The organism is Pseudoalteromonas sp. SG44-17, from assembly GCF_014164235.1.
In the GTDB taxonomy this organism is placed as follows: domain Bacteria; phylum Pseudomonadota; class Gammaproteobacteria; order Enterobacterales; family Alteromonadaceae; genus Pseudoalteromonas; species Pseudoalteromonas rhizosphaerae.
The window spans coordinates 151,609-175,827 of sequence record NZ_JACJEV010000004.1 but is presented as its reverse complement, the minus strand read 5'-3'; the positions used below and the strand labels follow the sequence as shown (position 1 = coordinate 175,827).

The 24,219-nt window shown below is 40.8% G+C and carries 18 protein-coding genes; 13 read left to right on the top strand and 5 right to left on the bottom strand.

The genetic code is table 11. The annotated features are described in order from the left end of the window. Window positions 1-127 precede the first annotated feature (127 nt). A complete protein-coding gene (gene rsmD / locus H5182_RS04900; protein WP_182759618.1) occupies window positions 128-727 on the bottom strand; it encodes a 16S rRNA (guanine(966)-N(2))-methyltransferase RsmD in 600 nt (199 codons plus the stop codon). Between the two features lie 212 nt (window positions 728-939). On the opposite strand from rsmD, the gene ftsY reads away from it, so the two are divergent. From ftsY to H5182_RS04875, 6 genes are all read left to right on the top strand, one after another. Next, window positions 940-3,195, top strand: coding sequence for a signal recognition particle-docking protein FtsY (gene ftsY / locus H5182_RS04895; protein ID WP_182759617.1), 2,256 nt, complete (start codon window positions 940-942; stop codon window positions 3,193-3,195). A gap of 52 nt (window positions 3,196-3,247) precedes the next feature. Then, window positions 3,248-3,925 carry a cell division ATP-binding protein FtsE gene (gene ftsE, locus H5182_RS04890; RefSeq protein WP_064665448.1) on the top strand — a complete coding sequence of 226 codons (678 nt, stop codon included), beginning with the start codon at window positions 3,248-3,250 and terminating at the stop codon, window positions 3,923-3,925. Beyond that, window positions 3,922-4,908: a permease-like cell division protein FtsX gene (gene ftsX / locus H5182_RS04885; RefSeq protein WP_145234809.1), complete on the top strand. Its 987-nt coding sequence runs from the start codon at window positions 3,922-3,924 to the stop codon at window positions 4,906-4,908. The genes ftsE and ftsX overlap by 4 nt, the downstream gene beginning before the upstream one ends. A 224-nt stretch (window positions 4,909-5,132) precedes the next feature. Beyond that, complete coding sequence (gene rpoH / locus H5182_RS04880; protein ID WP_145234811.1) at window positions 5,133-5,996, top strand: RNA polymerase sigma factor RpoH; 864 nt, start codon at window positions 5,133-5,135, stop codon at window positions 5,994-5,996. Between the two features lie 32 nt (window positions 5,997-6,028). Then, window positions 6,029-6,301, top strand: a complete 273-nt coding sequence (locus tag H5182_RS22165) for a hypothetical protein (RefSeq protein ID WP_220497072.1) — start codon at window positions 6,029-6,031, stop codon at window positions 6,299-6,301. Window positions 6,302-6,595: 294 nt separating this feature from the next. Beyond that, on the top strand, window positions 6,596-8,467 hold the full coding sequence (locus tag H5182_RS04875) for a methyl-accepting chemotaxis protein (RefSeq protein WP_182759616.1): 1,872 nt from the start codon (window positions 6,596-6,598) through the stop codon (window positions 8,465-8,467). Between the two features lie 147 nt (window positions 8,468-8,614). Here H5182_RS04875 and H5182_RS04870 read toward each other — a convergent pair whose 3' ends face one another. Beyond that, window positions 8,615-9,151: a dihydrofolate reductase family protein gene (locus tag H5182_RS04870; protein WP_182731324.1), complete on the bottom strand. Its 537-nt coding sequence runs from the start codon at window positions 9,149-9,151 to the stop codon at window positions 8,615-8,617. A gap of 87 nt (window positions 9,152-9,238) precedes the next feature. On the opposite strand from H5182_RS04870, the gene H5182_RS04865 reads away from it, so the two are divergent. Together H5182_RS04865 and H5182_RS04860 are read left to right on the top strand one after the other, a co-directional pair. Next, entirely contained in the window at window positions 9,239-9,808 is a 570-nt protein-coding gene (locus H5182_RS04865; RefSeq protein ID WP_145234818.1) for a TetR/AcrR family transcriptional regulator, read from the top strand. A gap of 177 nt (window positions 9,809-9,985) precedes the next feature. Then, window positions 9,986-10,675, top strand: a complete 690-nt coding sequence (locus H5182_RS04860) for a tRNA-uridine aminocarboxypropyltransferase (RefSeq protein WP_182759615.1) — start codon at window positions 9,986-9,988, stop codon at window positions 10,673-10,675. A gap of 705 nt (window positions 10,676-11,380) precedes the next feature. Here the strand turns inward: H5182_RS04860 and rapA are convergent. Then, window positions 11,381-14,275, bottom strand: coding sequence for an RNA polymerase-associated protein RapA (gene rapA, locus H5182_RS04855; protein WP_182759614.1), 2,895 nt, complete (start codon window positions 14,273-14,275; stop codon window positions 11,381-11,383). A gap of 294 nt (window positions 14,276-14,569) precedes the next feature. Here rapA and H5182_RS04850 point away from each other — a divergent pair, with 294 nt between their 5' ends. The 3 genes from H5182_RS04850 (at window position 14,570) to H5182_RS04840 (ending at window position 20,699) form a co-directional block, all read left to right on the top strand. Then, window positions 14,570-15,967 carry a PhoH family protein gene (locus H5182_RS04850; protein ID WP_182731327.1) on the top strand — a complete coding sequence of 466 codons (1,398 nt, stop codon included), beginning with the start codon at window positions 14,570-14,572 and terminating at the stop codon, window positions 15,965-15,967. Between the two features lie 66 nt (window positions 15,968-16,033). Next, window positions 16,034-19,816, top strand: a complete 3,783-nt coding sequence (locus tag H5182_RS04845) for a PAS domain-containing hybrid sensor histidine kinase/response regulator (RefSeq protein WP_182759613.1) — start codon at window positions 16,034-16,036, stop codon at window positions 19,814-19,816. Further along, window positions 19,785-20,699, top strand: a complete 915-nt coding sequence (locus H5182_RS04840) for a diguanylate cyclase (RefSeq protein WP_182759612.1) — start codon at window positions 19,785-19,787, stop codon at window positions 20,697-20,699. The genes H5182_RS04845 and H5182_RS04840 overlap by 32 nt, the downstream gene beginning before the upstream one ends. 66 nt (window positions 20,700-20,765) lie before the next feature. Here the strand turns inward: H5182_RS04840 and H5182_RS04835 are convergent, their stop codons facing one another. Then, a complete protein-coding gene (locus tag H5182_RS04835) occupies window positions 20,766-21,146 on the bottom strand; it encodes a DUF3192 domain-containing protein (protein WP_145234895.1) in 381 nt (126 codons plus the stop codon). Between the two features lie 163 nt (window positions 21,147-21,309). Next, the gene (locus H5182_RS04830) at window positions 21,310-22,254 is read right to left on the bottom strand and encodes a D-2-hydroxyacid dehydrogenase (RefSeq protein WP_182759611.1); all 945 of its coding nucleotides are present in this window, start codon (window positions 22,252-22,254) and stop codon (window positions 21,310-21,312) included. Between the two features lie 101 nt (window positions 22,255-22,355). Between H5182_RS04830 and zntR the strand changes: the two genes are divergently transcribed. Together zntR and H5182_RS04820 are read left to right on the top strand one after the other, a co-directional pair. Continuing rightward, on the top strand, window positions 22,356-22,769 hold the full coding sequence (gene zntR, locus H5182_RS04825) for a Zn(2+)-responsive transcriptional regulator (RefSeq protein WP_145234897.1): 414 nt from the start codon (window positions 22,356-22,358) through the stop codon (window positions 22,767-22,769). Further along, on the top strand, window positions 22,753-24,075 hold the full coding sequence (locus H5182_RS04820; protein WP_182759610.1) for an SO_0444 family Cu/Zn efflux transporter: 1,323 nt from the start codon (window positions 22,753-22,755) through the stop codon (window positions 24,073-24,075). The genes zntR and H5182_RS04820 overlap by 17 nt, the downstream gene beginning before the upstream one ends. The last annotated feature ends 144 nt before the right edge of the window (window positions 24,076-24,219 follow it).

Sequence of the window (24,219 nt, the reverse complement as noted above, 5' to 3'; positions counted from 1 at the left end):
AGTTGATCAAACAATGATCAAGTGGTTCAAAAATGGTGCAGTATTGTAATCCGAAGCCGCACCACATGTAAAGGATAAATATTGTCTGCTCCAAGTGGAAACAAAAAATATTTCTATGTTACTAATTTTACTGTAGTTCATAGAGGCGGCAAAATACTTGTCCCGCCGCTTTTTCTTTCAATAACAGCCAATTGCTGGGTGTTTGTAACGCACTCATCTCGCTTTCAACTTCAACATAAATGAGGGCGTTTTTACTTAACCAGTCATTTTCAGTGAGTAAATCACAGCATTTTTGGGCTAAACCTTGGCGAAAAGGTGGATCAATAAACACTAAGTTAAACTGTTGTTGCTGAGTATTGTTACTTAAATAAAGCAAACTGTCGGTGCAAATTACTTCAGCATTAGTGAGTTTTAACGTGTCAATATTAGTTTGTAATTGGTTGGCGGCTAGTTTATCCATCTCTAAAAAGCGTGCACTGAGAGCAAAACGAGAGAGTGCTTCAAAACCTAATCCACCGGAACCTGCAAAACAATCGAGTACTCTAGTATCGCGAGTATCTTGCATTAACCAGTTAAATACCGTTTCTTTGATACGATCTGTGGTTGGACGAAGACCTTGTACATCTTTTACTGGTAATTTACGGCCACGAAATTGCCCGCTGATGATCCTAATAACACCATCGCTGGCTTTATTACTCACTTGTTTTTGTGGTGATTTATTTCTCATTTAGCTCACTAAAAAATGGTATCTAGAATCCAGCTCAGATAATATTGCAATCATATAGTAGCGTGTCATTTTTCAACTGCGCTAAAAGTGTTACTATGAGCATCTTAGACAATATGTTGTGGTTATTAGCGGCTTTGTTTTAAAGCAATGCAGCGAATACACAAAGTATTACCGTTAGTTTATCAGATTTTTATAAGTGGTTATTAGCAAGTATGGCAAAAAAAAATAAATTCCTGTCTTGGTTTGGTTTTGGTAAGTCAGATAAAAACCAACAAGTAGAGCAGACCGCCCAAGAGGCCGATAACCAACAAGCGGAAGTTGAGCGCTTAGAACAACAGCGTATTGCGGCAGAGCAAGCTGAAGCTGAGCGTTTAGAGCAACAACGAATTGCTGCAGAAGAGGCGGAAGCTGAGCGCGCAGAGCAACAGCGCATTGCTGCAGAGCAAGCGGAAGCTGAGCGTTTAGAACAACAGCGCATTGCTGCAGAGCAGGCAGAAGCAGAGCGCTTAGAACAACAGCGCATTGCTGCAGAGCAAGCTGAAGCTGAGCGTTTAGAACAACAGCGCATTGCTGCAGAGCAGGCAGGAGCAGAGCGCTTAGAACAACAGCGCATTGTTGCAGAGCAAGCTGAAGCAGAGCGCTTAGAACAACAGCGTATTGCTGTAGAGCAAGCTGAGGCACGTGATGCTGAACGCCAAGCTATCACAGATGCTGAATTAGCAGCAACAGAACAAGCAGAACAACAACGCCGCGATGAAGCCGCTCGTTTAGTACAGCAAGAAGAAGCAATGCTTTTAGAGCAAGAACGTATTGCAGCAGAACAAGCCGAAGCTGAGCGTTTAGAGCAAGAGCGTATTGTTACTGAGCAGGCTGAAGCTGAGCGTTTAGAGCAAGAGCGTATTGCTGCCGAGCAAGCTGAAGCTGAACGTGTAGAACAAGTGCGTATCGCAGCAGAGCAAGCCGAAGCTGAGCGTTTAGAGCAAGAGCGTATTGCCGCGGAGCAAGCCGAAGCTGAACGTGTAGAGCAAGAGCGTATTGCTGCAGAGCAAGCCGAAGCTGAACGTGTAGAGCAAGAGCGTATTGCTGCAGAGCAAGCCGAAGCTGAACGTGAAGAGCAAGAGCGTATTGCTGCAGAGCAAGCCGAAGCTGAACGTGTAGAGCAAGAGCGTATTGCTGCCGAGCAAGCCGAAGCTGAGCGTGTAGAGCAACAACGCATTGCCGCAGAACAGGCGGAAGCTGAACGTGTTGAACGCGAGCGTATTGCTGCAGAGCAAGCCGAAGCTGAACGTGTAGAGCGAGAGCGTATTGCTGCCGAGCAAGCCGAAGCTGAACGTGCAGAGCAACAACGCATTGCCACAGAGCAGGCCGAAGCTGAGCGTGTAGAGCAACAACGTATTGCCGCAGAGCAAGCTGAAGCCGAACGTGTAGAGCAACAACGTATTGCTGCAGAAGAGGCGGAAGCTGAGCGTTTAGAGCAAGAGCGATTAACGGCAGAGCTTGCTATCGAGGAAGCAAAAACAGCTGAAAAACCTAAGAAAGAAGGTTTTTTTGCTCGTCTTAAAAAAGGCTTATTAAAAACCAAAGTAAACTTAGGTTCTGGCTTTGCATCGATTTTCACTGGTAAGAAAATTGATGATGAATTATTTGAAGATCTTGAAACTCAGCTATTAACAGCCGACTTAGGTGTTGATACCACCATGAAGCTGATCGATCGTTTGACTGATGCGGCTAACCGCAAACAGTTAAAAGATGGTGATGCATTATATGAGCTAATGAAGCAAGAAATGGCGGCGATGCTTAAAACGGCAGAACAGCCATTAGAAATTCCTGCTGATAAAAAACCATTTGTTATTTTAATGGTGGGTGTTAATGGAGTTGGTAAAACAACGACCATTGGTAAACTTGCTAAGCAATTTCAGGATCAAGGTAAATCAGTCATGTTAGCTGCAGGTGATACTTTCCGTGCAGCTGCGGTTGAGCAATTACAAGTATGGGGTGAGCGTAATAAAATCCCAGTAATTGCACAGCACACCGGTGCTGATAGTGCCTCAGTGATATTTGATGCATTTCAAGCTGCCAAAGCGCGTAACGTTGATGTGTTAATTGCAGATACAGCTGGTCGCTTGCAAAATAAAGACAACTTGATGCAAGAGCTTGAAAAAATAGCCCGAGTGATGAAGAAAATTGATCCCGATGCACCGCATGAAGTGATGCTAACCATCGATGCTGGCACAGGGCAAAATGCAATTAGCCAAGTGAACTTATTTAATCAGTGTGTTGGCCTTACCGGTATTACATTGTCTAAGTTAGATGGTACAGCCAAAGGTGGGGTTATTTTTGCCGTCGCCGATAAATTTAATATTCCGATCCGCTATATTGGTGTTGGTGAAGGCATTGATGATTTACGTGCATTTAATAGTAATGACTTCATTGATGCGCTATTTAGCCAAGATGAGGACGAAGTTTAAATTTCAAAGGGGAGCTTGCTCCCTTTTCAGCTGTGGATGATTGATAACTAAAATGATAAATTTTCAGCAAGTCAGCAAAACATATCCCGGTGGTCACCGAGCACTGGAAAAAGTTAATTTTCATGTTAAACCGGGTGAATTGGCTTTTTTAACTGGTCACAGTGGTGCTGGTAAAAGTACCTTACTTAAACTCATTAGTTTAATGGAACGCCCGTCGGCGGGTCATGTTTTTATTAATGGCGTTGATTTAAATGCAGTAAAATCGCGGCAAATTCCTTATGTCCGCCGTGATATTGGTATCATATTTCAAAACCACCGTTTATTAGAGCGCCACACTATTTTTGATAATGTTGCCTTGCCGCTAATTATCGAAGGTACGCATCATAAGCAAATTGAAAAGCGTGTGCATGGCGCACTTGATAAAGTTGGCTTGCTAGATAAAGTAAAATGCCACCCTTCAACACTCTCTGGTGGTGAACAACAGCGAGTTGGGATTGCCCGGGCAATTGTAAACTCTCCGCCATTATTACTTGCAGATGAACCAACAGGTAACCTAGATCCTGAGCTTTCCATGGATATCTTGCGTTTGTTTGAAGAATTTAATAATCATGGCACTACAGTCTTAATTGCCACCCATGATTTAGGGCTGATCTCGCGAATGAAATACCGTAGCTTAACCTTAAAAGATGGTCGCATGAGTCAAGATCCATTGGCAGAGGCAACACTATGAGTTTGTTATTCAAAGGCCGAAAAAGCCAAAATGAACGAGTAAAAAAATCAGTTTTTGCAGCCGGATATTTCTTTGTGCTGAATATATTTCGCCAAGGTGTATATAGCCTAGGCGAAATGTGGCGCACACCGATGGCGTCAATGATGACCATTGCGGTGTTGGGTTTAAGTTTAACCTTACCAGCGACCTTGTATTTAGTGGTTAAAAATGTGCAGCAGGTCAGCAGTGGCTTTGAAGAAGCTGCAGAGATTTCATTATTTGTAAAAGAATCTATGAGTGAACAAGAAACACAAACGCTTGTTAAACGCTTAGCACTCTACCCTGAAATTGATAATGTCACTTTTATTTCTAAACAAAATGCGCTCATTGAATTTAAAGAAGTATCAGGGTTTGGCCAAGCACTTGAATATTTAGATAGCAATCCTCTGCCAGATGTTGTTATCGTCACGCCGACTTCTCGCCATCGTCAACCAAACGCCGCGCAAGCATTATTAAAAAAGCTTGAAGCAGAGCGTGAAGTCGATTTTGGTAAATTAGATATTGCCTGGCTTGAACGTTTAAATGCATTATTAAGCCTGTTAAAAGAAAGCGTGATCACCATCGCGTTGTTATTACTGACTTCGGTAACTTTGATCATAGGCAACACTATTCGCTTATCAATTATGGATAAGAAAGAAGAGATCCAAGTGATGAAGCTAGTCGGTGCAACCAATACCTTTATTCATGCGCCATTTTTATGGACCGGCATTTGGTATGGCATTGTTGGTGGTTTGTTTGCTTTTATATGTGTGGCCCTCATGATGTGGTGGCTTGGATCTGCAGTCACCCAAGTCGCTGGAGTGTATCAAACTAACTTTAATTTAATCGGCTTAAGCTTAGGCGAGTTTGGTGCGTTAGTGCTGCTTGCAACCAGCTTAGGGTTTGTTGGCTCCTACTTATCTGTTAATCGATATATAAAAGAAATCGAACCCGATAAAGTGTAACAATTATTTTTTATAATCATTGATTAAGTTGGTTGTGGTGAATTGCTTTATCATAACCAACTCACCGCAAAGCTAGAATTCATCGCTTATTCAGGCGTTTAAAGTAGAATAAAAAACACTGAAAAAACCACTTGCTTCAATCGAAAAAAAGTTTTACATTGAAGTTAGCACTCTAAGTGAAAGAGTGCTAAGATGGTTTCAAATGTTTATCACTGAGGTGAAAAATGAGTAAAGATTTATACGCAATGGCACTCACAGTTGGACAGCAAAGCGCAAGTATGGACGGTTACCTTCAAGCGGTAAGCACTATACCTATGCTAGGTGCTGAGCAAGAAAAAGAGTTAGCGACTCGCTTACAGGAAGATGGCGATCTTAACGCTGCAAAGCAACTCATCATGTCTCACCTTCGTTTTGTTGCACATATAGCTAAAGGTTACTCAGGTTACGGTCTACCGCAAGCTGATTTGATCCAAGAAGGCAATATCGGCCTGATGAAAGCAGTAAAACGTTTTGACCCATCAGTGGGCGTACGTTTGGTTTCATTTGCAGTGCATTGGATCAAAGCCGAAATACACGAATTTGTACTTAAAAACTGGCGCATTGTTAAAGTTGCGACCACTAAAGCGCAACGCAAATTGTTTTTTAATCTTCGTAAAAACAAAAAACGTTTAGGTTGGTTTAACCAAGCTGAAGTTGCTACCGTAGCGAGTGAGCTAGGTGTGAGTGAAAAAGAAGTTCGTGAAATGGAATCGCGCATGAGCGGCCAAGACATGGGCTTTGATTTAACCGGTGACGACAGCGATGACGCACCAACTAGTACCTATTCGCCTGTGCAATACTTAACTGATGGCAGTAATGATTTAGCTGAAGAAGTTGAACAGCAACAATATCAAGAGCAATCTCATACACGTTTATTTAGTGCGTTAAAAACCCTAGATGAACGTTCACAAGACATTGTTAGTGCTCGTTGGTTATCAGACGATAAAGCAACACTGCAAGAACTGGCTGAAAAATACAGCGTATCTGCAGAGCGTGTTCGTCAACTTGAAAAAACAGCAATGAAAAAGTTACAAGCTGCAATGAGTTAATCACAGTTTTACAAAATTATTAAAAGCCCTGCATGAAAATGCGGGGCTTTTTGCGTTTAGGGAAGTTACAAGTTTTAAGTCATAAGTGGCAAAAAGCAAGACAACCAATCTACTTTGATACTAGTATTACAAGCGCTGAGATTGATGGAAAAGCGTTACTACTAAAAATTAATGAAGAAGATAAACCGTTGACTAGAAAAACCCTGTTAAACCCTTTCACAGATGATGATCAGAAAAGTAGAGCTATAATATGGATTTCATACAGGGTGACTGCTCCGTCGTCACGGCTTATTACTTTTGCTTAATTTAATATAATGACTAGGCGTTACAATTATTTTAAATAATAATATACGTGCAGTATTTATACCGTGCTATTTATTTACACTCGTTAGGTTATTAATTTAAGTTTTACATTGAATTAATAATGCTTCTTTTTATATTCTCTTAAATCTTTGATTTTAATTTATTATTTAAATCTTGTATGCGAAAATAGAACAAGATTGAGAATTGTCTCTCAATTCATACTCTAAATTAAGCTAACCCCAAGCTGTATTTATATCCGTATTTCAATTTAATTAAAGTCAGTATTAGCACTCAATATGAATTCATATTCACTAAAGAAAAAAATATTATTATCGGTTGTTCTCGCCCTCGTAATTGTTGTTGTATTATTGTCATGGTATAGCTACTCCACGCAAAAAGCGTTGTTACTGCAAAACAGTGTTGATAGTGTGAGGCAAGCAGGTAAACAGCAAGCCGCGCGTATCGAAGCATGGTTAACCGATCGTCAGCGAGTGATCGCTTCTGTCGCCACTAAAGTCGAAGGTGATACGCTTAATGCATTGCAGCAAGCACAGGTATCTGGCGATTTTCAATTAACCTATTTTGGTAACCGCGACGGGCTGATGGTGGACTCTGATCCCAGTATTGACCGCTCAGGTTATGATCCTAGAACACGTCCTTGGTATCAGCAGTCACAACAAGCTCGTAGCAGCATAATTACCAAGCCTTATTTGGATGTGGCCTTTAATCTATTGGTCGTTACCATAGCTCATCCAGTGCGCAATGGTGTGGTTGGCGGTGATGTGTCAATTGCGAGTATTGTCGATAGCGTTAGCAATATGTCTCTACCGGCAAACGGTTATGCCATCATGATGCATGAAGACGGTACTGTGATCGCCTATAAAGACTCAAGTAAATTGATGGGTAAAATTACCAATATTGAGACTAAATTAAGCAGCCGACTAATCGAATCAAGTAGCCAAACAGGCCAACTTACGCCTGTTTATTTTGAAACTGAAGCTCGGGATAAGCTACTTTGGGGGGAAAAAATCCAAAATACAGATTGGCAGCTAGTTTTTGTACTCGACAAACAAACGTTAGAGGCACCATTAGTAAGCTTGATGGTCACCCAGTTAGGACTGGCAACGTTAGCACTGATCATTAGTGTATTATCTATTTCTTGGTTGTTAAGTTTGCTACTAGGGCCACTAAGTCGCGTGTCGCAAGCGTTATCTCGTATTGCTGCAGGCAATGGTGATTTAACTCAGCGTATTACAGTCGACAGCCAAGACGAAGTCGGCATGTTAGCTGATAGCTTTAATAGTTTTGTAAGTAGTCAACATCAGCTGATCGGTCATATTCGTCAACTAGCGACTGATCTAGACTCAGATGCAGAGAAAAGTCTGTTAACCAATCAATCAAGCGTTAATGAACTACAGCGCCAACAGCAAGAAGTTACAATGGTTGCTACCGCAGTTACAGAGATGTCCAGTGCTACTCATGAAATTGCAGCTAACGCTGAAAATACCGCTGCCGCATCCCAGCAGTCGGCGCAAAGCAGTATTCAGGGGAAAAGCTTAGTTGATAAAACCAGAACCACGATTAACTCATTGGCATCAGAAATTGATGAAACCACAGTAGTGATCAGTGAGCTGAGCCTGCATGCACAAGCAATCTCAAGTATTTTAACGACGATTCAGGAGATTGCAGAGCAAACTAATTTACTAGCATTAAATGCTGCGATTGAAGCGGCGCGTGCCGGCGAGCAAGGCCGTGGTTTTGCAGTTGTCGCAGACGAAGTTCGGGTGTTATCACATCGAACTCAAAACTCTACTGCAGAGATTTATACCACGATTGAAACGTTGCAAAATACCACTAAAAAAGCGGTTAGCTTGATGGATAGCAGTAAAAGTTTAGCTAATAATAGTGTTCACGATGTCAACGCCGCAGCACAAGCTTTAGAAGAGATTACTCAAGCAGTGAATGAGATCTCCGATATGGCGGGACAAATTGCCGTTGCAGCCGAGGAGCAAACTCAAGTAACAAATGAGATAACCAGAAACACGGTCGCGATAAAAGATGTCACTGATGAAATCACTTCGTCGGCGATGACTCATTTAAGTCAAGCCAAAATGCTTAAAGATCGCGCAACTGACTTAAACGAAAAAGTTGCTACCTTTATTCTGTAATGTGACATTTTTGCTTTGAGGCTGAATACCAGCTAATCAAAATTGAGTAAGTTTGTATGAGGGGGTTTCTCCCTACAGACTTACTCAATCGTAAATTAAAATATTAACTTGAGAGGGGAGGAGGAAAGGAATTTTAACTGTTTTAAATTATATTCTGTGTCTTTTAAAATGACTTTGACTAATACCATGAGGGAATACTTCAGACTTTATGCATCGAAATTCGAGAGTATCTTTCAGCTGACCAAATAACGAAATACCAGCACCTAATAAAACAGGAATTGTGGTAATTATCATTTCGTCTATCAGATCATCTTTTAGGAAGTTTTGAATTGTCACACCGCCATCTATATATAAATTTTTATAGCCATCATCTTGAAGTTTTGTAGTTAACTCTCGTAAATCACCTTTTACTATAGAAAATTTACCTTCACAGCTTGCTGGCACACTGCTTAGGGTATTACTTAAAACAAATACAGGCTTTGAATATGGCCATTCACATTCTAGCGTTAACACTAATTCAAATGTGTTGCGGCCCATAACTAAGGCATCAATACTTTGCATATGCTTAACAAATCCCATATCTAAATTATTAGGGTTGGGGATTGAATATAACCAATCAATTTCATTATTTTTATCTGCAATGTAGCCATCCAAACTTGTTGCTATAAATGCTAAATTAGCCATAGTTGTCTCTTATGTTGACTCTATATTAATATCGAATATTCTACACTGTAGAATATTTTTGTAAACTTCAATAAATTAGGCAGGGTTATGACGGTTAAAAAAAGAGGCCGGCCGCAAAAAGAATCAAAGGTATTAAGCGGTGAGGAAATAATAAAAACGGCTAAAAAACTGATGTTAACAAGCGGTAAGATACCGAGTATTCGATCTTTGTCGGCAGAGCTTCATGTAGATGCAATGGCAATATATTATTATTTTAAAAATAAAAACGTGCTGTTAGAAGAGCTAACAACATCTCTAATTTTTGAGATGTATATACCTAAGAATGATTTAGAGTGGGAGGTAGAGTTACGAAAGCTCTCAAAAAGCTATGTTGCACTTTTAAGTAAATATGATGGTTTGCTGCAAACATTGTTGTCTATGAATTCTACAAGCCCAGCTAACGTTTTTATTGATAGATTTAAAATAATTACAAAGGATTTAAATCTGGAAGTATCAGCAGAAAAGGCTTCACTAAATTTACTTGCTGATTATTTACATGGTTTTTCTATGTCGATGAGTTGTGATAGTACAGCTCAATTAACAGTTGATGATGTTGATGGATCGCTTGATATTATATTTGCTGGAATCAATGCTTCATTGAGCATGAGTAACCAGTAATTTATTGATAACAGTTTATTTTTGATTGGAGCCCTTTAATTGTTTAACTGCCATAATATTTAGTTAGTAAGTACTTTTACTTGACGCTTAAAACAGAGGTGCAACGTTTTGATAGCAGATATCAATTCATTTTGATTTTAGCTACAATACGCGCCGATCAATTTATAGGTAATCGTAGTGACTAATACCTCAAGTAATTCAGTACTGGTTTTACGCGCTCAACAAATTAGTGAGTCTCGTCGTGAGTTTAATGCCCGTGGCGGTAAAATGGATCGCTGTGAACGATGCTTAATCGCGAAACATTACTGTATTTGTGATGGTGTAGAGCAGGCTGATAGTCATGCGGCGGTATGCTTACTTATGTATCACAACGAGAGTTTTAAACCCTCTAATACAGGGCGATTAATTGCTGAAATTATTCCTGATAATCATGCTTTTCGTTGGGACAGAACTGATCCTGACGATAAACTATTAGCCTTATTAAATGACCCGCAATATCAACCTATGGTGATCTTTCCTGCTACAGATGTTGAAGATACCGCACGCGTTATTACTGATGTACAACACCAGTCTAATAAACGTCCCTTGTTTATCTTTTTAGATGGCACATGGCGTGAAGCGAAAAAAATGATCCGCAAAAGCCCGTATTTAGACGAGTTGCCAGTCCTCTCAATTACCGCAGAAAAACTGTCAGATTATCGCTTACGTGTAGCCCCTCACGCACACCAACTTGGCACCGCTGAAGTGGCCATTATGGTTTTAGCACTAGCTGGGGAGGTTGATGCAGCAACTAAGCTTGAACAGCATTTTATGAAGTTTCGCGACGCGTATTTATTAGGTAAGCGCAATAAAGGCAGACCTGAGTAATTTGTTTTCCCCATGTTGTACCTCGAAAAATCGCGATATAAAATCGCTGCTACGGGATGTGCAATATCTCGTAGGCGCGGGTTTACCCCGCGCAATTAGATTAAAGTTCGTTCAGTGATTAATTCACCACCGAGAACACAGAGAAGAAATAAGTGATTTTTTACTTTGGTTTCTCTGTGTAGCGCGAAGCGCCTTTGTGCCCTCAGTGGTAAATAATGGGCTTTATCGCGAGGTAAACTCGCTGCTACCAATATGTAGGCGTGGGTGGTTTACCGCGCGCAAATGAAAAGTGTAAGCTCGGGGTAAAATTAGCCGCGAAACAACTCCTGTCGCGATATAAAATCGCTGCTACAAATTTGTAATATCTTGTAGGCGCGGGTTTATCCCGCGCAAATGCAAAGTGTAAGTACGGGATAACATTCAGCCTCGAAACAACCTCTGTCGTGATATAAAATCGCTGCTACGAATGGGCAGTATTTTGTAGGCGCGGGTTTACCCCGCGCAAATGCAAAGTGTAAGTACGGGATAACATTCAGCCTCGAAACAACCTCTGTCGTGATATAAAATCGCTGCTACGAATAGGCAATATCTTGTTGGCGTGGGTTTTCAGCGTAACATGTAATAAAAAAGCGCGCTGTAACTTAATACACCGCGCTTTTTTAAACTTAAAACTTACAGCTTATAACTTAAAGCTCAGCTCTCAAATCAATGTGATACCACAATTAAGCGAATGGCATCTAGTTGCAGCTGGGCTTTGCCAATATAAGTTGTTAGTTCAGTGCGTTGCTTGTCGTAGAAGGTAAGCTCTTCTTCACGAATATTTGGGTTTATCTGTTTTAAAGCAGCTAAACGCGCCTGCTCTTCACTGAGCGATTGTTGCATTTGCTCAAGCGCCGCAGTGCGAATGACTTCTAACTTAGTTTGCGCCATTTCTTGTGCTGTTTTAAGCATTGGGTGAATCGCACTTTGTAGTGCTCCAGCAAGTTTACTGGCTGTTTGACGGCCTACCGCAGAAAGCTGCTGATTAAAGCCATCAAAACCTACATTATCGCCTAGGTTATTACTGGCTTTGTCGAGCAAAATACGAATCGGCGTCGGCGGTAAAAAGCGGCCAACTTGCAGCGCTTTTGGTGCCATGGCTGCTGCTACGTAAATTAGCTCAACAAAAAAGGTGCCTGGTGGTAATTTTTTGTTTTTAAGTAATGCGACTGACGCAGTACCAAAGTCATCATCACAGATCATGTCTAAGGTGCCTTGCACCATAGGGTGATCCCAGCTGATGAAATGCACATCTTCTTGTGCAAGTGCAGTGTCACGGTCAAATGTGACTGTCATGCCGTCATCTTTTAAACTTGGGAATGACGGATTTAGCATATGCTCAGTTGGCTTTAAGATAATAGTATTTTCACCTTTGTCTTCTTGGCTAACGCCAAAGGTATCAAACACGTTGATCATATAACTTGGTAGTTCAAACTGGTTGTCTAGTTTTTCAATATCAACAACCAGCGAGTCTGCTGCACCTTGGCCTGATGAGTGTAACTCAAGCAAACGGTCACGCCCGCTTTCCATTTGTTTACGCAGGACTGCGTTTTGACCGGCTACTTGCCCTAGTAATGGCTCTAGCTCTTCTTCATCACAGTTATGGGCGGCAATAAACTCAAGTAGCTCATCTTTAAACTCTTTATACAAAAGTTGCCCGGTGCTTGAGGTGGTTTCAAAGGCATCTAAGCCTTCGTTATACCAACGCAGTAATACTTCTTGTGCGCTGTTTTCAAAGTACGGTACATGGATGTTGATATCTTGAGTTTGGCCAATACGGTCAAGGCGACCAATACGTTGCTCAAGTAAATCTGGGTTCAGTGGTAAATCAAATAACACTAAGTGATGAGCAAATTGGAAGTTACGACCTTCTGAACCAATTTCAGAGCACAATAATATTTGTGCATTGTCGTATTCATCAGCAAAGAATGCGGCGGCGCGATCTCGCTCAATAATTGTCATGCCTTCATGGAACACTGAGGCTTTAATCGCTTCGCGTTCACGCAGGATTTGCTCAAGGCTGATAGCGGTTTCGGCTTTAGCACAAATAAGCAGGACTTTTTCCCGTTTAAGGGTTTTTAGGGTGTCGATCAACCATTCTACTCGAGGATCAAATTGTCCCCAGCTAGCGCTTTCGCCTTCAAACTCTTGGAATATTTTTTCAGGGAATAGGGCGCGTTGCGCGCTAAGCTCTGCATTTTTAATGCCGCTCATATTGCCCAATACTGAAATTGCCGTTTTATATTGTTTCGGCATCGCCATCGGGTAGGCGTGTAGTTTGCGACTAGGGTAGCCGTCAATGCCGCTACGGCTATTTCTAAACAAAATACGGCCTGTGCCATGGCGATCTAATAACATCGCCAAAATCTCTTTACGGGCCGCTGCATCGCCATTTTGCGCTTGTTCAAGCACCTTACTGATGTCGGTTTCTTTTAACAGCTCAATTAGCGTGGCTTTGGCGTTGTCATCAAGGGCTTGCTGTTGTAATAATTGATTAGCAGCCTCTGCCACATGCTTATAGTTACTTTCTTCAGCAACAAAGGCATCGTAGTCATAAAAGCGATCAGGATCGAGTAACTGTAGGCGCGCAAAGTGGCTGCGGTGACCAAGTTGATCCGGTGTTGCTGTTAATAGTATCAGCCCTGGAATATCTTGGCTAAGCTCAGCCATACGTTGATATTCAGTGCTTGGTTTACCGTTGGTAATACTTAAATGATGCGCTTCATCAACAATCAGTAAATCCCAATCAGCCATTGTTGCTTGTTCAAACCAGCGTTTTTTCTTGGTTAAAAACTCAAGGCTAGTTAGTACTAACTGTTCAGTGTCGAATACATTTGGTGAGTCGGCAAATGCTTCATCGCAACGCTCTTCATCAAAAATTGAAAAGTGTAAATTAAAGCGACGCAGCATTTCAACTAACCACTGATGCTGCAAGTTCTCCGGCACTACGATGAGCACTCGGCTTGCGCGACCACTGATAATTTGTTGATGTAAAATCATCCCTGCTTCAATGGTTTTACCAAGGCCTACTTCATCAGACAATAATACTCGAGGAGCAAACCGTTTACCGACCTCTTGTGCAATATAAAGCTGATGCGGAATTAAGCTTGCGCGCTGACCAATCAAACCCTTAATAGGTGATTGTTGGCGTTCAAACTGGTGTTGCCATGTTTGATAGCGCAATGTATAGCGATCAAAACGGTCAACTTGACCGGCAAATAAGCGGTCTTGTGGTTTATTAAATTTGATGAAGTGATCTAAAAACGTTTCTTTTAATTTTGCTTTTTCACCGTTATCAATACGAGTGCCGTGATAACAAAGTAAATCACCGATAGGTTCAATTGACTCGACTTCAAGTTCCCATTCTTCAACGCTTTTGATCACATCACCAGGATTAAATGCCACACGGGTAACCGGTGCTTCTAGCATTGAGTAAACACGGTTTTCGCCACTGGCGGGAAATAAAATGCTGACCTGACGGCCCTCAAGGGCAACCACTGTGCCTAATCCTAAATCTGACTCTGTATCACTGATCCAACGCTGACCTAAGGAAAAATTCATGTATGTCTCGTCTATGAAGAAAAAGGCGGCTATGTTACCTGTTACCTAACACCACTGCAAGGCACGAACCAGCTGACTTTTAATTAATTTAATAACTGTGAATTATTCCTATTAAAGCTGCTGCAATAAGGATTAATTCAAAACAAAAAAAGGTTTGTCATAAAACAGACTTTTATGACATCTAAGCTAAACTTAGAATATACCTAGCAATTAAGTTTTTCAGGGTGAGCGTTCACCCGTTTTACTTGATTAGTTGTGTATAGCATAAAAATCATAAAACGTAAGGAAAGTGCTATGGAAAAAGCTTCGAACCTTGATAGTAAAATGTATGTGCTAGATACCAATGTATTACTTCACGAACCCCTCGCGTATTTATCATTCCAAGAACACGATGTTGTAATTCCCATGACAGTTTTAGAGGAACTGGATCATATAAAAGATCGTAAGCATGATGTCAGCCGTGATGCCCGTGTGGCCATTCGTGGTTTGGATGAAGTACTCAAAGATGCCACACCAGAACAAATGCTCAAAGGTGTCGCTCTACCTAGTAATAAAAAGGCCAAAGCATCTTCGGCTGGCACACTTATTATTGTTAATGATCATTTATTTGCCGATTCTATCTCAGGTTTACCTGGCAACGAAAATGACCACCGTATTATCAATTGTGCCGTGCACCTACAAAAACAACATCCTAATAGCAAAGTGGTGTTAGTTACCAAAGATATTAATATGCGTTTGAAGGCCAAAGGCGCAGGGCTTAAATTTGTTGAAGATTATCGTACCGATCAGCTGATTGATGATATTGCTTTGCTCTCCAGTGGTTATAAAAAAATTGCTGGCGATTTTTGGCAGCATGTGGGCGAATGTGAAACACAACAACATGGTCGTGATGCGTTTCATAAAGTGGCAAAAAGTTTGATCCCCGATGTATTTTGCAATGAATATTTACTTGATGACAGCGGTCAGTTTGCCGCACGAGTCAAATCTTATGATGAGCAGCATATTATGCTCAAAGATATCGGTGTTGAGCGTTTAATGCATCAGTCGGCATGGGGAGTAAAGCCAAAAAATATTTATCAAGGCATGGCAATGGATGCGTTACTCGATACCGGTATTGAATTAGTTATTTTAACAGGTCCTGCAGGATGCGGAAAAACATTACTAGCGCTTGCCTGTGCTTTGGAAATGGTGGTTGAAAAAGGTATTTACGATAAGGTAATTGTCACCCGAAATACTCCTGAAATTGCTGAGTCGATCGGTTTTTTACCAGGTACCGAAGAGGAAAAAATGGCACCATGGTTAGCTGCGATCACCGATACCTTAGAGGTATTACACAAAGGTGACGAAAATCCTATTTCAAGCCGTAACTATATTATGGAAAAGGCCAACATACAGTTTAAATCAGTTAACTTTATGCGTGGTCGCAGCATTCAAAATGCCGTGGTCATTTTAGATGAAAGCCAAAACCTTACCGCCTCACAGCTGAAAACTATTATTACCCGTTGTGGTGAAGGTACTAAGTTAATTTGCTCTGGTAACCTTGCGCAAATAGATAGTAACTACTTAACTCCAGTTACTTCTGGTTTAACTTATATTGTGGAGCGCTTTAAAGATTTTGAAGGCAGCGCCACGGTTAACTTAAATGGTGTGGTGAGAAGCCGTTTAGCATCGTTTGCGGAAGAAAATTTATAACTTGCGCAGTCCCACTTGGCTCGCTAACCTTGTTGACAAATTTAGCGCCAAGCATCGGATTGTAGATTGAATTTTCTACCTTTAAAACATTACTATCGTTCACTGGCTGTGGCACTTATTGTGCCGCTGCTGGTGGCTTTTCTATTATGTTTACACTTATATAATATTAAATTAGATCGCGCCGTTGCTAAACGTGAAGCGGATTTTGCTAATATAGCAGCGCAAGTTGAGCATGCTATGAATGGTGCTGATGGCTTGATCAACACACTGTTCTCTTTATACGAGCAACCTTTGTCGTATCAATTTGAGCCGCAATGGCTTGAAGATATTAATCAGCAAGAGAATTATTATTACCGAAAAATCCCTGATGGAGGCGGTGAAATTGTCGGGCAAGGTAAGTTTTCGACCACTCCTAATGCGATAGCTCAATGGCAGCAAGTGATCGCCTTGGGGCCTGCTTTTAATACCTCATTATCGTTAATTCAATCCTTATCGGCAGTTGCTTATGTTAATGAGCAAGGCTTTGTTTATATAAAACGTCGTCGTGACGAAGATAGCCTAATGTTAACTCAAGTATTGGATGGCCAGTTGCGCCCAGCACTGGCTGACAATTCACTGACATCAAGTGCTATAGTAGAGGTGGCAGGTAAAAACTACTTATCAATAGGGCGTGCGCGTGAGCAGGGCGGTGAAGATTATATTATTTTGATTTATGACTTATCGGCAGTATCGCAATGGCTAAAAAAAATATCGCCGCGCAGTGGCGAATATATATTTTTAAATAGTGCGCAGCACGTCATTATCAGCTCACTTTACGATATTGAAGAAGACACGCCATTAGCGGAGTATTGGCCTTCAGCTAAAGCGCCATCAGAATTAGATAATCAGGGTAATCTCACTCTTTTACAAGCGCAAAAGCAGCTACCAATTTATGCGGGTTATTTTGCATCGCATGATGAATTAGCCTCACCGATTGTAACTGATGTATTAATTGAACTTACTTTTTTGAGTATGTTTTTAGTGATGATGTTCAGTACCTTGTTATGGTTAAGCCAGCGTATTTTTGTGAAACCCATGACATATTTAATGGCGTATCTTGAACAAAATGAGGAGCACTATAAAGATTATTCAAATTATCATATACCAGCAAACTGGCAGCCGTGGTTTAGCCGAATCAAGTGGGTACTTAACAAAAATCAGCAGTTGGTAAACTCATTGCAGCAGGCAAATAGTGAACTTGATGACCAAGTAAAAATAAAGACCCGTGAACTCGCACGCAGTTATGAGGCTAAAGAACGCCATTTAGCATTATTGAATACTATGCTCAATAGTGTGCCAGATCTTATTTATTTTAAAAACATTGATGGCTCATTCTTAGGATGTAATCGTGCTTATGAACAATACATAGGTATTGAGCAAGGGCAGTTAGTTGGTCAGCAGTTATGTGATATTAGTGATGATAATGGCCAGATCAGTGAATTAGAGCAACAAGTTTTAACAACCAAAATGAAGGCTGAGCAACGACTTGAAACCCAGCTACAAACCTTTCAATTAACCATCGCGCCATTTTATAACGATCAAAATCAGTTACTAGGTTCAATGGGAATTGGCCGGGATATAACCGCCCAACAACAAGCTCTTTTGGCATTAAAAGCGTCAGAGTCTAAGTTTCGCAGCGCCATAGAGTATGCAGCTAATGGGGTGATTTTACTTTCACTTGAACAGACAGTATTACAACTTAATCGAACTGCGCGAAAGATTTTTAAGATTGATAAAACTGAGCAGGATTTATTATTAGTGGATTTATTTCCACGGCAACAGTGGCAAGAAATAGCAACGCTTTTAGCTTTATTGCTGAGTGAGAAAAAGAAAGTTTACCATCTTACTTTAGGACAAGAAGAGCTAAATTGCTGGTGGCAGCTGAGTGTCTCTTTAGTATGGGATGAGCAACAAGCACCTTACTATTATGTTATTCATATTCAAGATGTCAGTGCATTGACTCAGGCCAAACAAGATGCCGAGCGGGCAACCGAGGCCAAAAGCCGATTTATTGCTAACTTAAGCCATGAAATACGCACGCCACTGCATGCTGTGACAGGCCTTATTGATATGGTAACTCAGCAAGGCTTAACAGCGCAGCAGCAACAGCATGCAGTTCAAGCAAAAAATGCTGCGCAAAGTTTATTAACCATGCTTAATCGAATGCTTGATTTTGCGCGAATCGAAAATAACCAAGTGCAATTAGATTTAGTTGATTTTGCTGTAGTTGCACTTGTTGACAGCTGCGAGAGTGTATTAATAGGGCTCTGCCAGCAAAAAGAGTTGGCTTTTAATATCGATATTGATCCGCTAATTGCTCCGCAGTTAGTCGGCGATTACATTCGCTTACAGCAAGTGCTCGGTAATTTACTAACCAATGCCGTGAAATTTACTGAACATGGCAGTATCACTTTGAAAATAACAGCCGTTGAATTGACGCCAACACAACAAACCCTGTGTTTTAAAGTGATCGACACCGGGATCGGTATTGATAAAGCTGATCAGAGTCGATTATTTGACGCATTTACGCAAGGCGACGAATCACTCACTCGTACCCACCAAGGCGTTGGTTTAGGGCTTGCTATAGTCAAACACGAAGTGGCATTAATGGGAGCTGAAATTAAAGTTGTCAGCAATAAAGGCCAAGGCAGTGAGTTTTTCTTTACTATAACCTTTAATGTTGCCGCTCAAATCGATCCTATCGTCTGGCACAATACTTTAGTGATTCATTCTGAGCGGGGAATTAATTTACCTACCGCATTAGCGCCATTAAAACAGCTAGAATTTTCTGAGTTAGCTGAATTAACAGACCACGCTGTATTAGCAGATTATCAGCGGATCATCATTAATGACGTTGATCTACCGAGAGTAATAACGCGAGACAATATAAAAACAGCATTGATGAGTAATAACACGCAGCTTTATGTTGTTAAAAATGCTCCAAATACTCCGCTGCCTACTCTTAAAGGTATGCAAATGTGCAGCGTGAAAAGTTCTGCATTAGTACAACGAATACAGCAAGTTGAGCCGATATCTAAACGCCCTGATGTAAATCTGACAACGGCAGAGAGTAAACTCAACGTTGCGGGCTTACTAGTGTTAGTTATTGATGATAATCAGCTTAATTTAGATATTATTAGTAATATTTTAAGTCAAGCACATATTAATGTAATGACAGCAACTTCGGCGATGGCAGGGATAGATTTGGTTGCACAAGTCATGCCTGATCTGATCTTAATGGATATTCAAATGCCAGAAGTCGATGGGTTACAAGCAACCGCTTTATTGCGACAAAGTTATGAACAACAGCAATTACCTATTTTTGCGCTAACTGCGCATTGTGAAGCAGCTGACGAGCAACGCTCACTTGCCGTAGGTATGAATAAACATTTAACAAAACCAGTGGTTGCAGCAACGTTATTAGCGGCGATCAATGAACTACAAATTACCGGCGCTGTTTTTTATAATCATTCTTTTGCATTAGAACAATTCTCGGGTAATAATGATTTATTGCAGATTATGCTGGATAAACTTGCTAAGTTGTGTGTAAGTCATCTGCAGCAATTAAAAGTACCGATGCAAGCAAAAGCTTTGGAACGGTTAGTGCATAGTATTAAAGGTGTGTCAGGAAATCTTGGCTTTAATCGCCTAAGTGCTACCGCTCAGCAATTAGAAAGTAGACTACGCAAGACACCAGACGTAGGGCAAATATCCCTGAGTCAGTTAGAGTTCGAACTAGCACAAGTAAATAGATATATTCAAATACAAGGCTCAGTAAATGTTGAAGAAAGCCAAAATACTGATCGTTGATGATGACCCATTAAATCGATTGGTGTTGGAAAAAACATTAGTGAATGATCACGAAATATTTTTAGTTGAAAGTGGTGAAAAAGCCCTGACATTTGTTAAATCAACTGCGGTTGACTTAATTATACTCGATATTGTAATGCCTGGCATTAATGGCTATGAGGTATTAATTCAGTTAAAAGAAAATTCAACTACGCACGCTATTCCAGTTATCTTTATTTCAGCTAATACAAGCCATGATGATGAAGCAAAAGGGTTTGAATTAGGCGCAATGGACTATATTGCTAAGCCATTTAGTCCCGCAATAGTACGTGCACGAGTGCGAAATCAATTATTGATTAAGCAAAAAAATGATTTGTTAGAAATGCTCGCCTCCATTGATGGGCTGACAGAAATACCCAATCGGCGTTATTTAGATGAAAGCTTATCGCGAGAATGGCGTCGCAGCCGTCGAGCTGGTACACCGTTATCGGTGCTATTAATAGATATAGACCATTTTAAGCGTTATAACGATTGTTACGGTCACCGTGCCGGGGATGACTGCCTTAAACGTGTTGCACATGCATTAGTTGTAGCGTGTGAGCGTGGCACTGACTTTGTTGCGCGCTACGGTGGAGAAGAATTTGCCGCAGTGTTACCCGATACCAACCAACACGAGGCATTAAAATTTGCTAATAAACTCAGAGATGCTGTTAATACGCTAGCTATCCCGCATAAAGCATCACTCAATGCCGCTCACATTACGATAAGTATTGGGGTTGCTACAACTGAGTTTGGTCAAGTTTATTCTGAGCATATATTACTTGAAGAAGCCGATTTAGGTTTATATCAAGCTAAAGATAGTGGCCGCGATAAAATTATCGCTCGAGTTATTGACGCAAGTTAGTAAAGTCAGTTACTACAGCAAATAAAGAGTGAATATGCTCCACTCTTTACTGCTTTAGTTTTGTGTCTAAATGGCGCTAAGTGAATTATAAATACTATCACCCACACCAATCAGTTTCTCGTTTTTAAAGACCAGTGGAGTACATTCATCTTTTGTCATTTTTCCGTCAGAGTGAATACTGTGGGTGGCATAAAATAGTACTTGGTATACATCACCGTCTTTTTTTAATAATTCTGTAAAGTCGGGAGTTTTTAATTTATTTAATACATTTTGATAGCTGGTATCTAAAGTGAGCCCTGAGATGCTTTCACGATTAAATTGATGATGTTCTTCCCAGCTTGAACTATTACCAGCCCAGTGTGTTTGTGCTTCACCATCGGATACTGCAATTACACAACCAGTAAGAAGAGGGGCTGCAAGCGCGGCAATTAAAAGTACTTTTTTCATTATTTTATCCTGGATACTAAATATTGATTTTAATTTATCTATTAGCTAGCAAAGAACTAGCCAATATTTTATGTTATTTAAAATCAATGAATTAGATTTTTTTGTAAGGTGGTGCATTATATTTAACCACCTTTTATAGCGTGACTAACTAAAAGTTAGTTGATTAGACCAGTCTATTTAAACTTTCACCTTGGCTAAATGCGCTAATATTTAAGCTGACTTGCTTTACTAAGCGAATGATTGACTCTTCACTGGCCCATGCAATATGTGGAGTCAGTATTAAATTATCACCACGATAAGCGGCCAATGGATTATCCTTCGCAGCTGGTTCTTTACTCAATACGTCAAATCCCGCTCCTGCAATTTGGTTATTGCTCAGTGCGTTGGCTAAATCAGCTTCATTAACGATACCACCGCGCGCGGTGTTAATTAAAATGGCATTGGGTTTCATCATAGCAAGTTCAGCAGCACCAATCAGATCACGACTTTCATCGGTTAAAGGACAGTGTACACTAATAATATCAGCTGTTTTTATTGCTTGGTAAAATTCTGTTCGGCCCTCTCTAGTTACTTGGTTTTTACGCTCACTGATAACTATATTGGCACCAAAAGCACGTGCAACATCCGCAACAGCTTTACCAAGCGAACCATAACCGATAATTGCCAGAGTTTTACCTCCTATATCATTAAAACGGTAATCAAGGCGGCAGAACATCTCGCTTTGTTGCCATAACCCTTGTTGGCAATCAGCAATGTAGCGGTGAGTATTACCCAGTAAATTGGTGATCAGTGCAAAGGTATGTTGTACAACCGAAGGTGTTGAATACCCGGCCACATTGGTAACGGCAATGCCAAACTCTTTAGCGGCGACTAAATCAACATTGTTAGTGCCAGTTGCGGCTACACATATGAGCTTTAATTCAGGGAGTTTTGCCAGTGTTTCGCGATTAAGTACCACTTTATTGGTGATCAAGACATCAGCGCCTGCACTATGCGCTAATACTTGTGCTGGACTGGTTAGTGAATAACTAGTGAAGTTGCCAAGTTTTTGAAGAGGTTCAAGGGATGTGCCTGCAAGCGTAGCAGTATCGAGAAGAGTAATATTCATGAGCTTTCCTTCATAATAAAAATTTATAAATGCTTGACCTTGGTGTGTACTCTAAGGTTTATACTCAGCATCAGTTGATAATATGTTAATTGGAGACGGTGATGAAAATAGGCGAATTTGCCAGTCAATTAGGTGTCTCTACAGATACCCTAAGGTACTATGAAAAGCATGCTTTGTTAACGCCTTCAGCGCGAACGCAAGCAGGTTATCGAGATTATAGCCAAACCGATCTTAAGCAAATGATGTTTATTTTGCGCGCTAAAAATGTTGGCTTTAGCTTGGCTGAGATCAAAGAACTATTACAAATTAAATTTAAAAAACATCAGCATTCTTGCCATGAAGTTAAAAACTTAACAATACAAAAGCGTGACTTAGTCGCAGAGCGTATTGCTGAATTAACACGTTTTCATCAATCATTATCCGTGTTAGCTGATAAGTGCTGCGGAGGCAAAGAGCCCGCAGATAACTGTTCGATATTAACCACTTTGGAGGACATTGATGGACTTAATCAATAATTTTTGGCAGTTATTTTTATTATCTGCACCTTGGTTAATGCTCGGTTTATTAATAGCTGGGTTATTAAATGTGTACTTACCGGCTGATTTCTTAAATAAACACTTGGGAAAAGAAGGTTTTTGGACGACTGTTAAAGCTGCTTTAATTGGCGCACCAATGCCATTATGTTCGTGCGGTGTAATACCTGCTGCAATTGGTTTAAGACGTGCAGGCGCTTCAAAAAGTGCTACCACTGCGTTTTTAGTATCGACGCCAGAAACAGGGGTTGATTCGGTGTCGGTATCGTATGTGTTACTAGGTCCTTTTATGGCAATAATTCGTCCAATAGCGGCGATTTGCAGTGCTATTGTCGCTGGTGTCTTAGTGGGGCGTGATGCTGAAAAAACGCAAACTACAGATCACATCAGTGAAGTTAATAATGAGCAAAAGCGAGCAACGACAATAAGTTGCAGCTCAACTAAACTAGCTACGGTCGAAGAGAAGATAAGTTGTTGTTCAACGAAATCAGCAGTGGTCGAAGAGAAGATAAGTTGTTGCTCAACGAAATCAGCAGCGGTCGAAGAGAAGGTTAGTTGTTGTTCAACTAAACCAGCAGCAGTTGAAGAGAAGATAAGTTGTTGCTCAACGAAATCAGCTGTGGTCGAAGAGAAGGTTAGTTGCTGTTCAACGAAACCAGCAGCGGTTGAAGAGAAGGCTAGTTGTTGCGATACATCAAGTGCAGCACCAGCCAGCCAATGGCAAAAGATGAAACAGGCAGTGAGTTTTAGCTGTAACAAATTGCTATCAGACACTATGAAGTGGTTAATGATTGGTTTGTTCTTTGCAGCCTTAGTGCAAACTTATGTACCAGAATCATTTTTAACCCAATGGGGCAGTGGTATTTTGGCTATGCTGGTGGTGATCGTGATTAGTATTCCCATGTATATTTGTGCGACCGCATCAACGCCGATTGCAGCTGGTTTGTTATTAAGTGGCGTAGCACCTGGCGCTGTTTTAGTCTTTATGTTGGCAGGTCCTGCCACTAATGTCGCGACGCTTGGCGTGGTTGCCAATGAGCTTGGTAAGCGTGCAGTGGTTGCTTATTTAGTTGGTGTAATAGGTGTCGCTTTGATATTTGGTTTTTTAACCGATTATTTAGTGGCTGAATTTGGCTTTGTTGTTACACCATTATTAGGTGATGAACATCAAGTGCTACCACATTGGTTAACCCTTCTCTGTGGTACTATTTTAGCACTGTTAATGGCGCGTTTAGTTCTTAAAGGAGCGTTTAGTAAATACCGCAGCACTGGTAAGAGCATTGCATAATTGAATGTTATTAAAAAGATTTTTAGCTGTTATAAAATATAAACAATGGACCAAATTAATGACTTAGTTCGCATTTTAGGTTGTCTGAGTTATAATCGCCTATAGAATATAAACGGTGCGCACGAGCGCACCGTTTTTTTAACT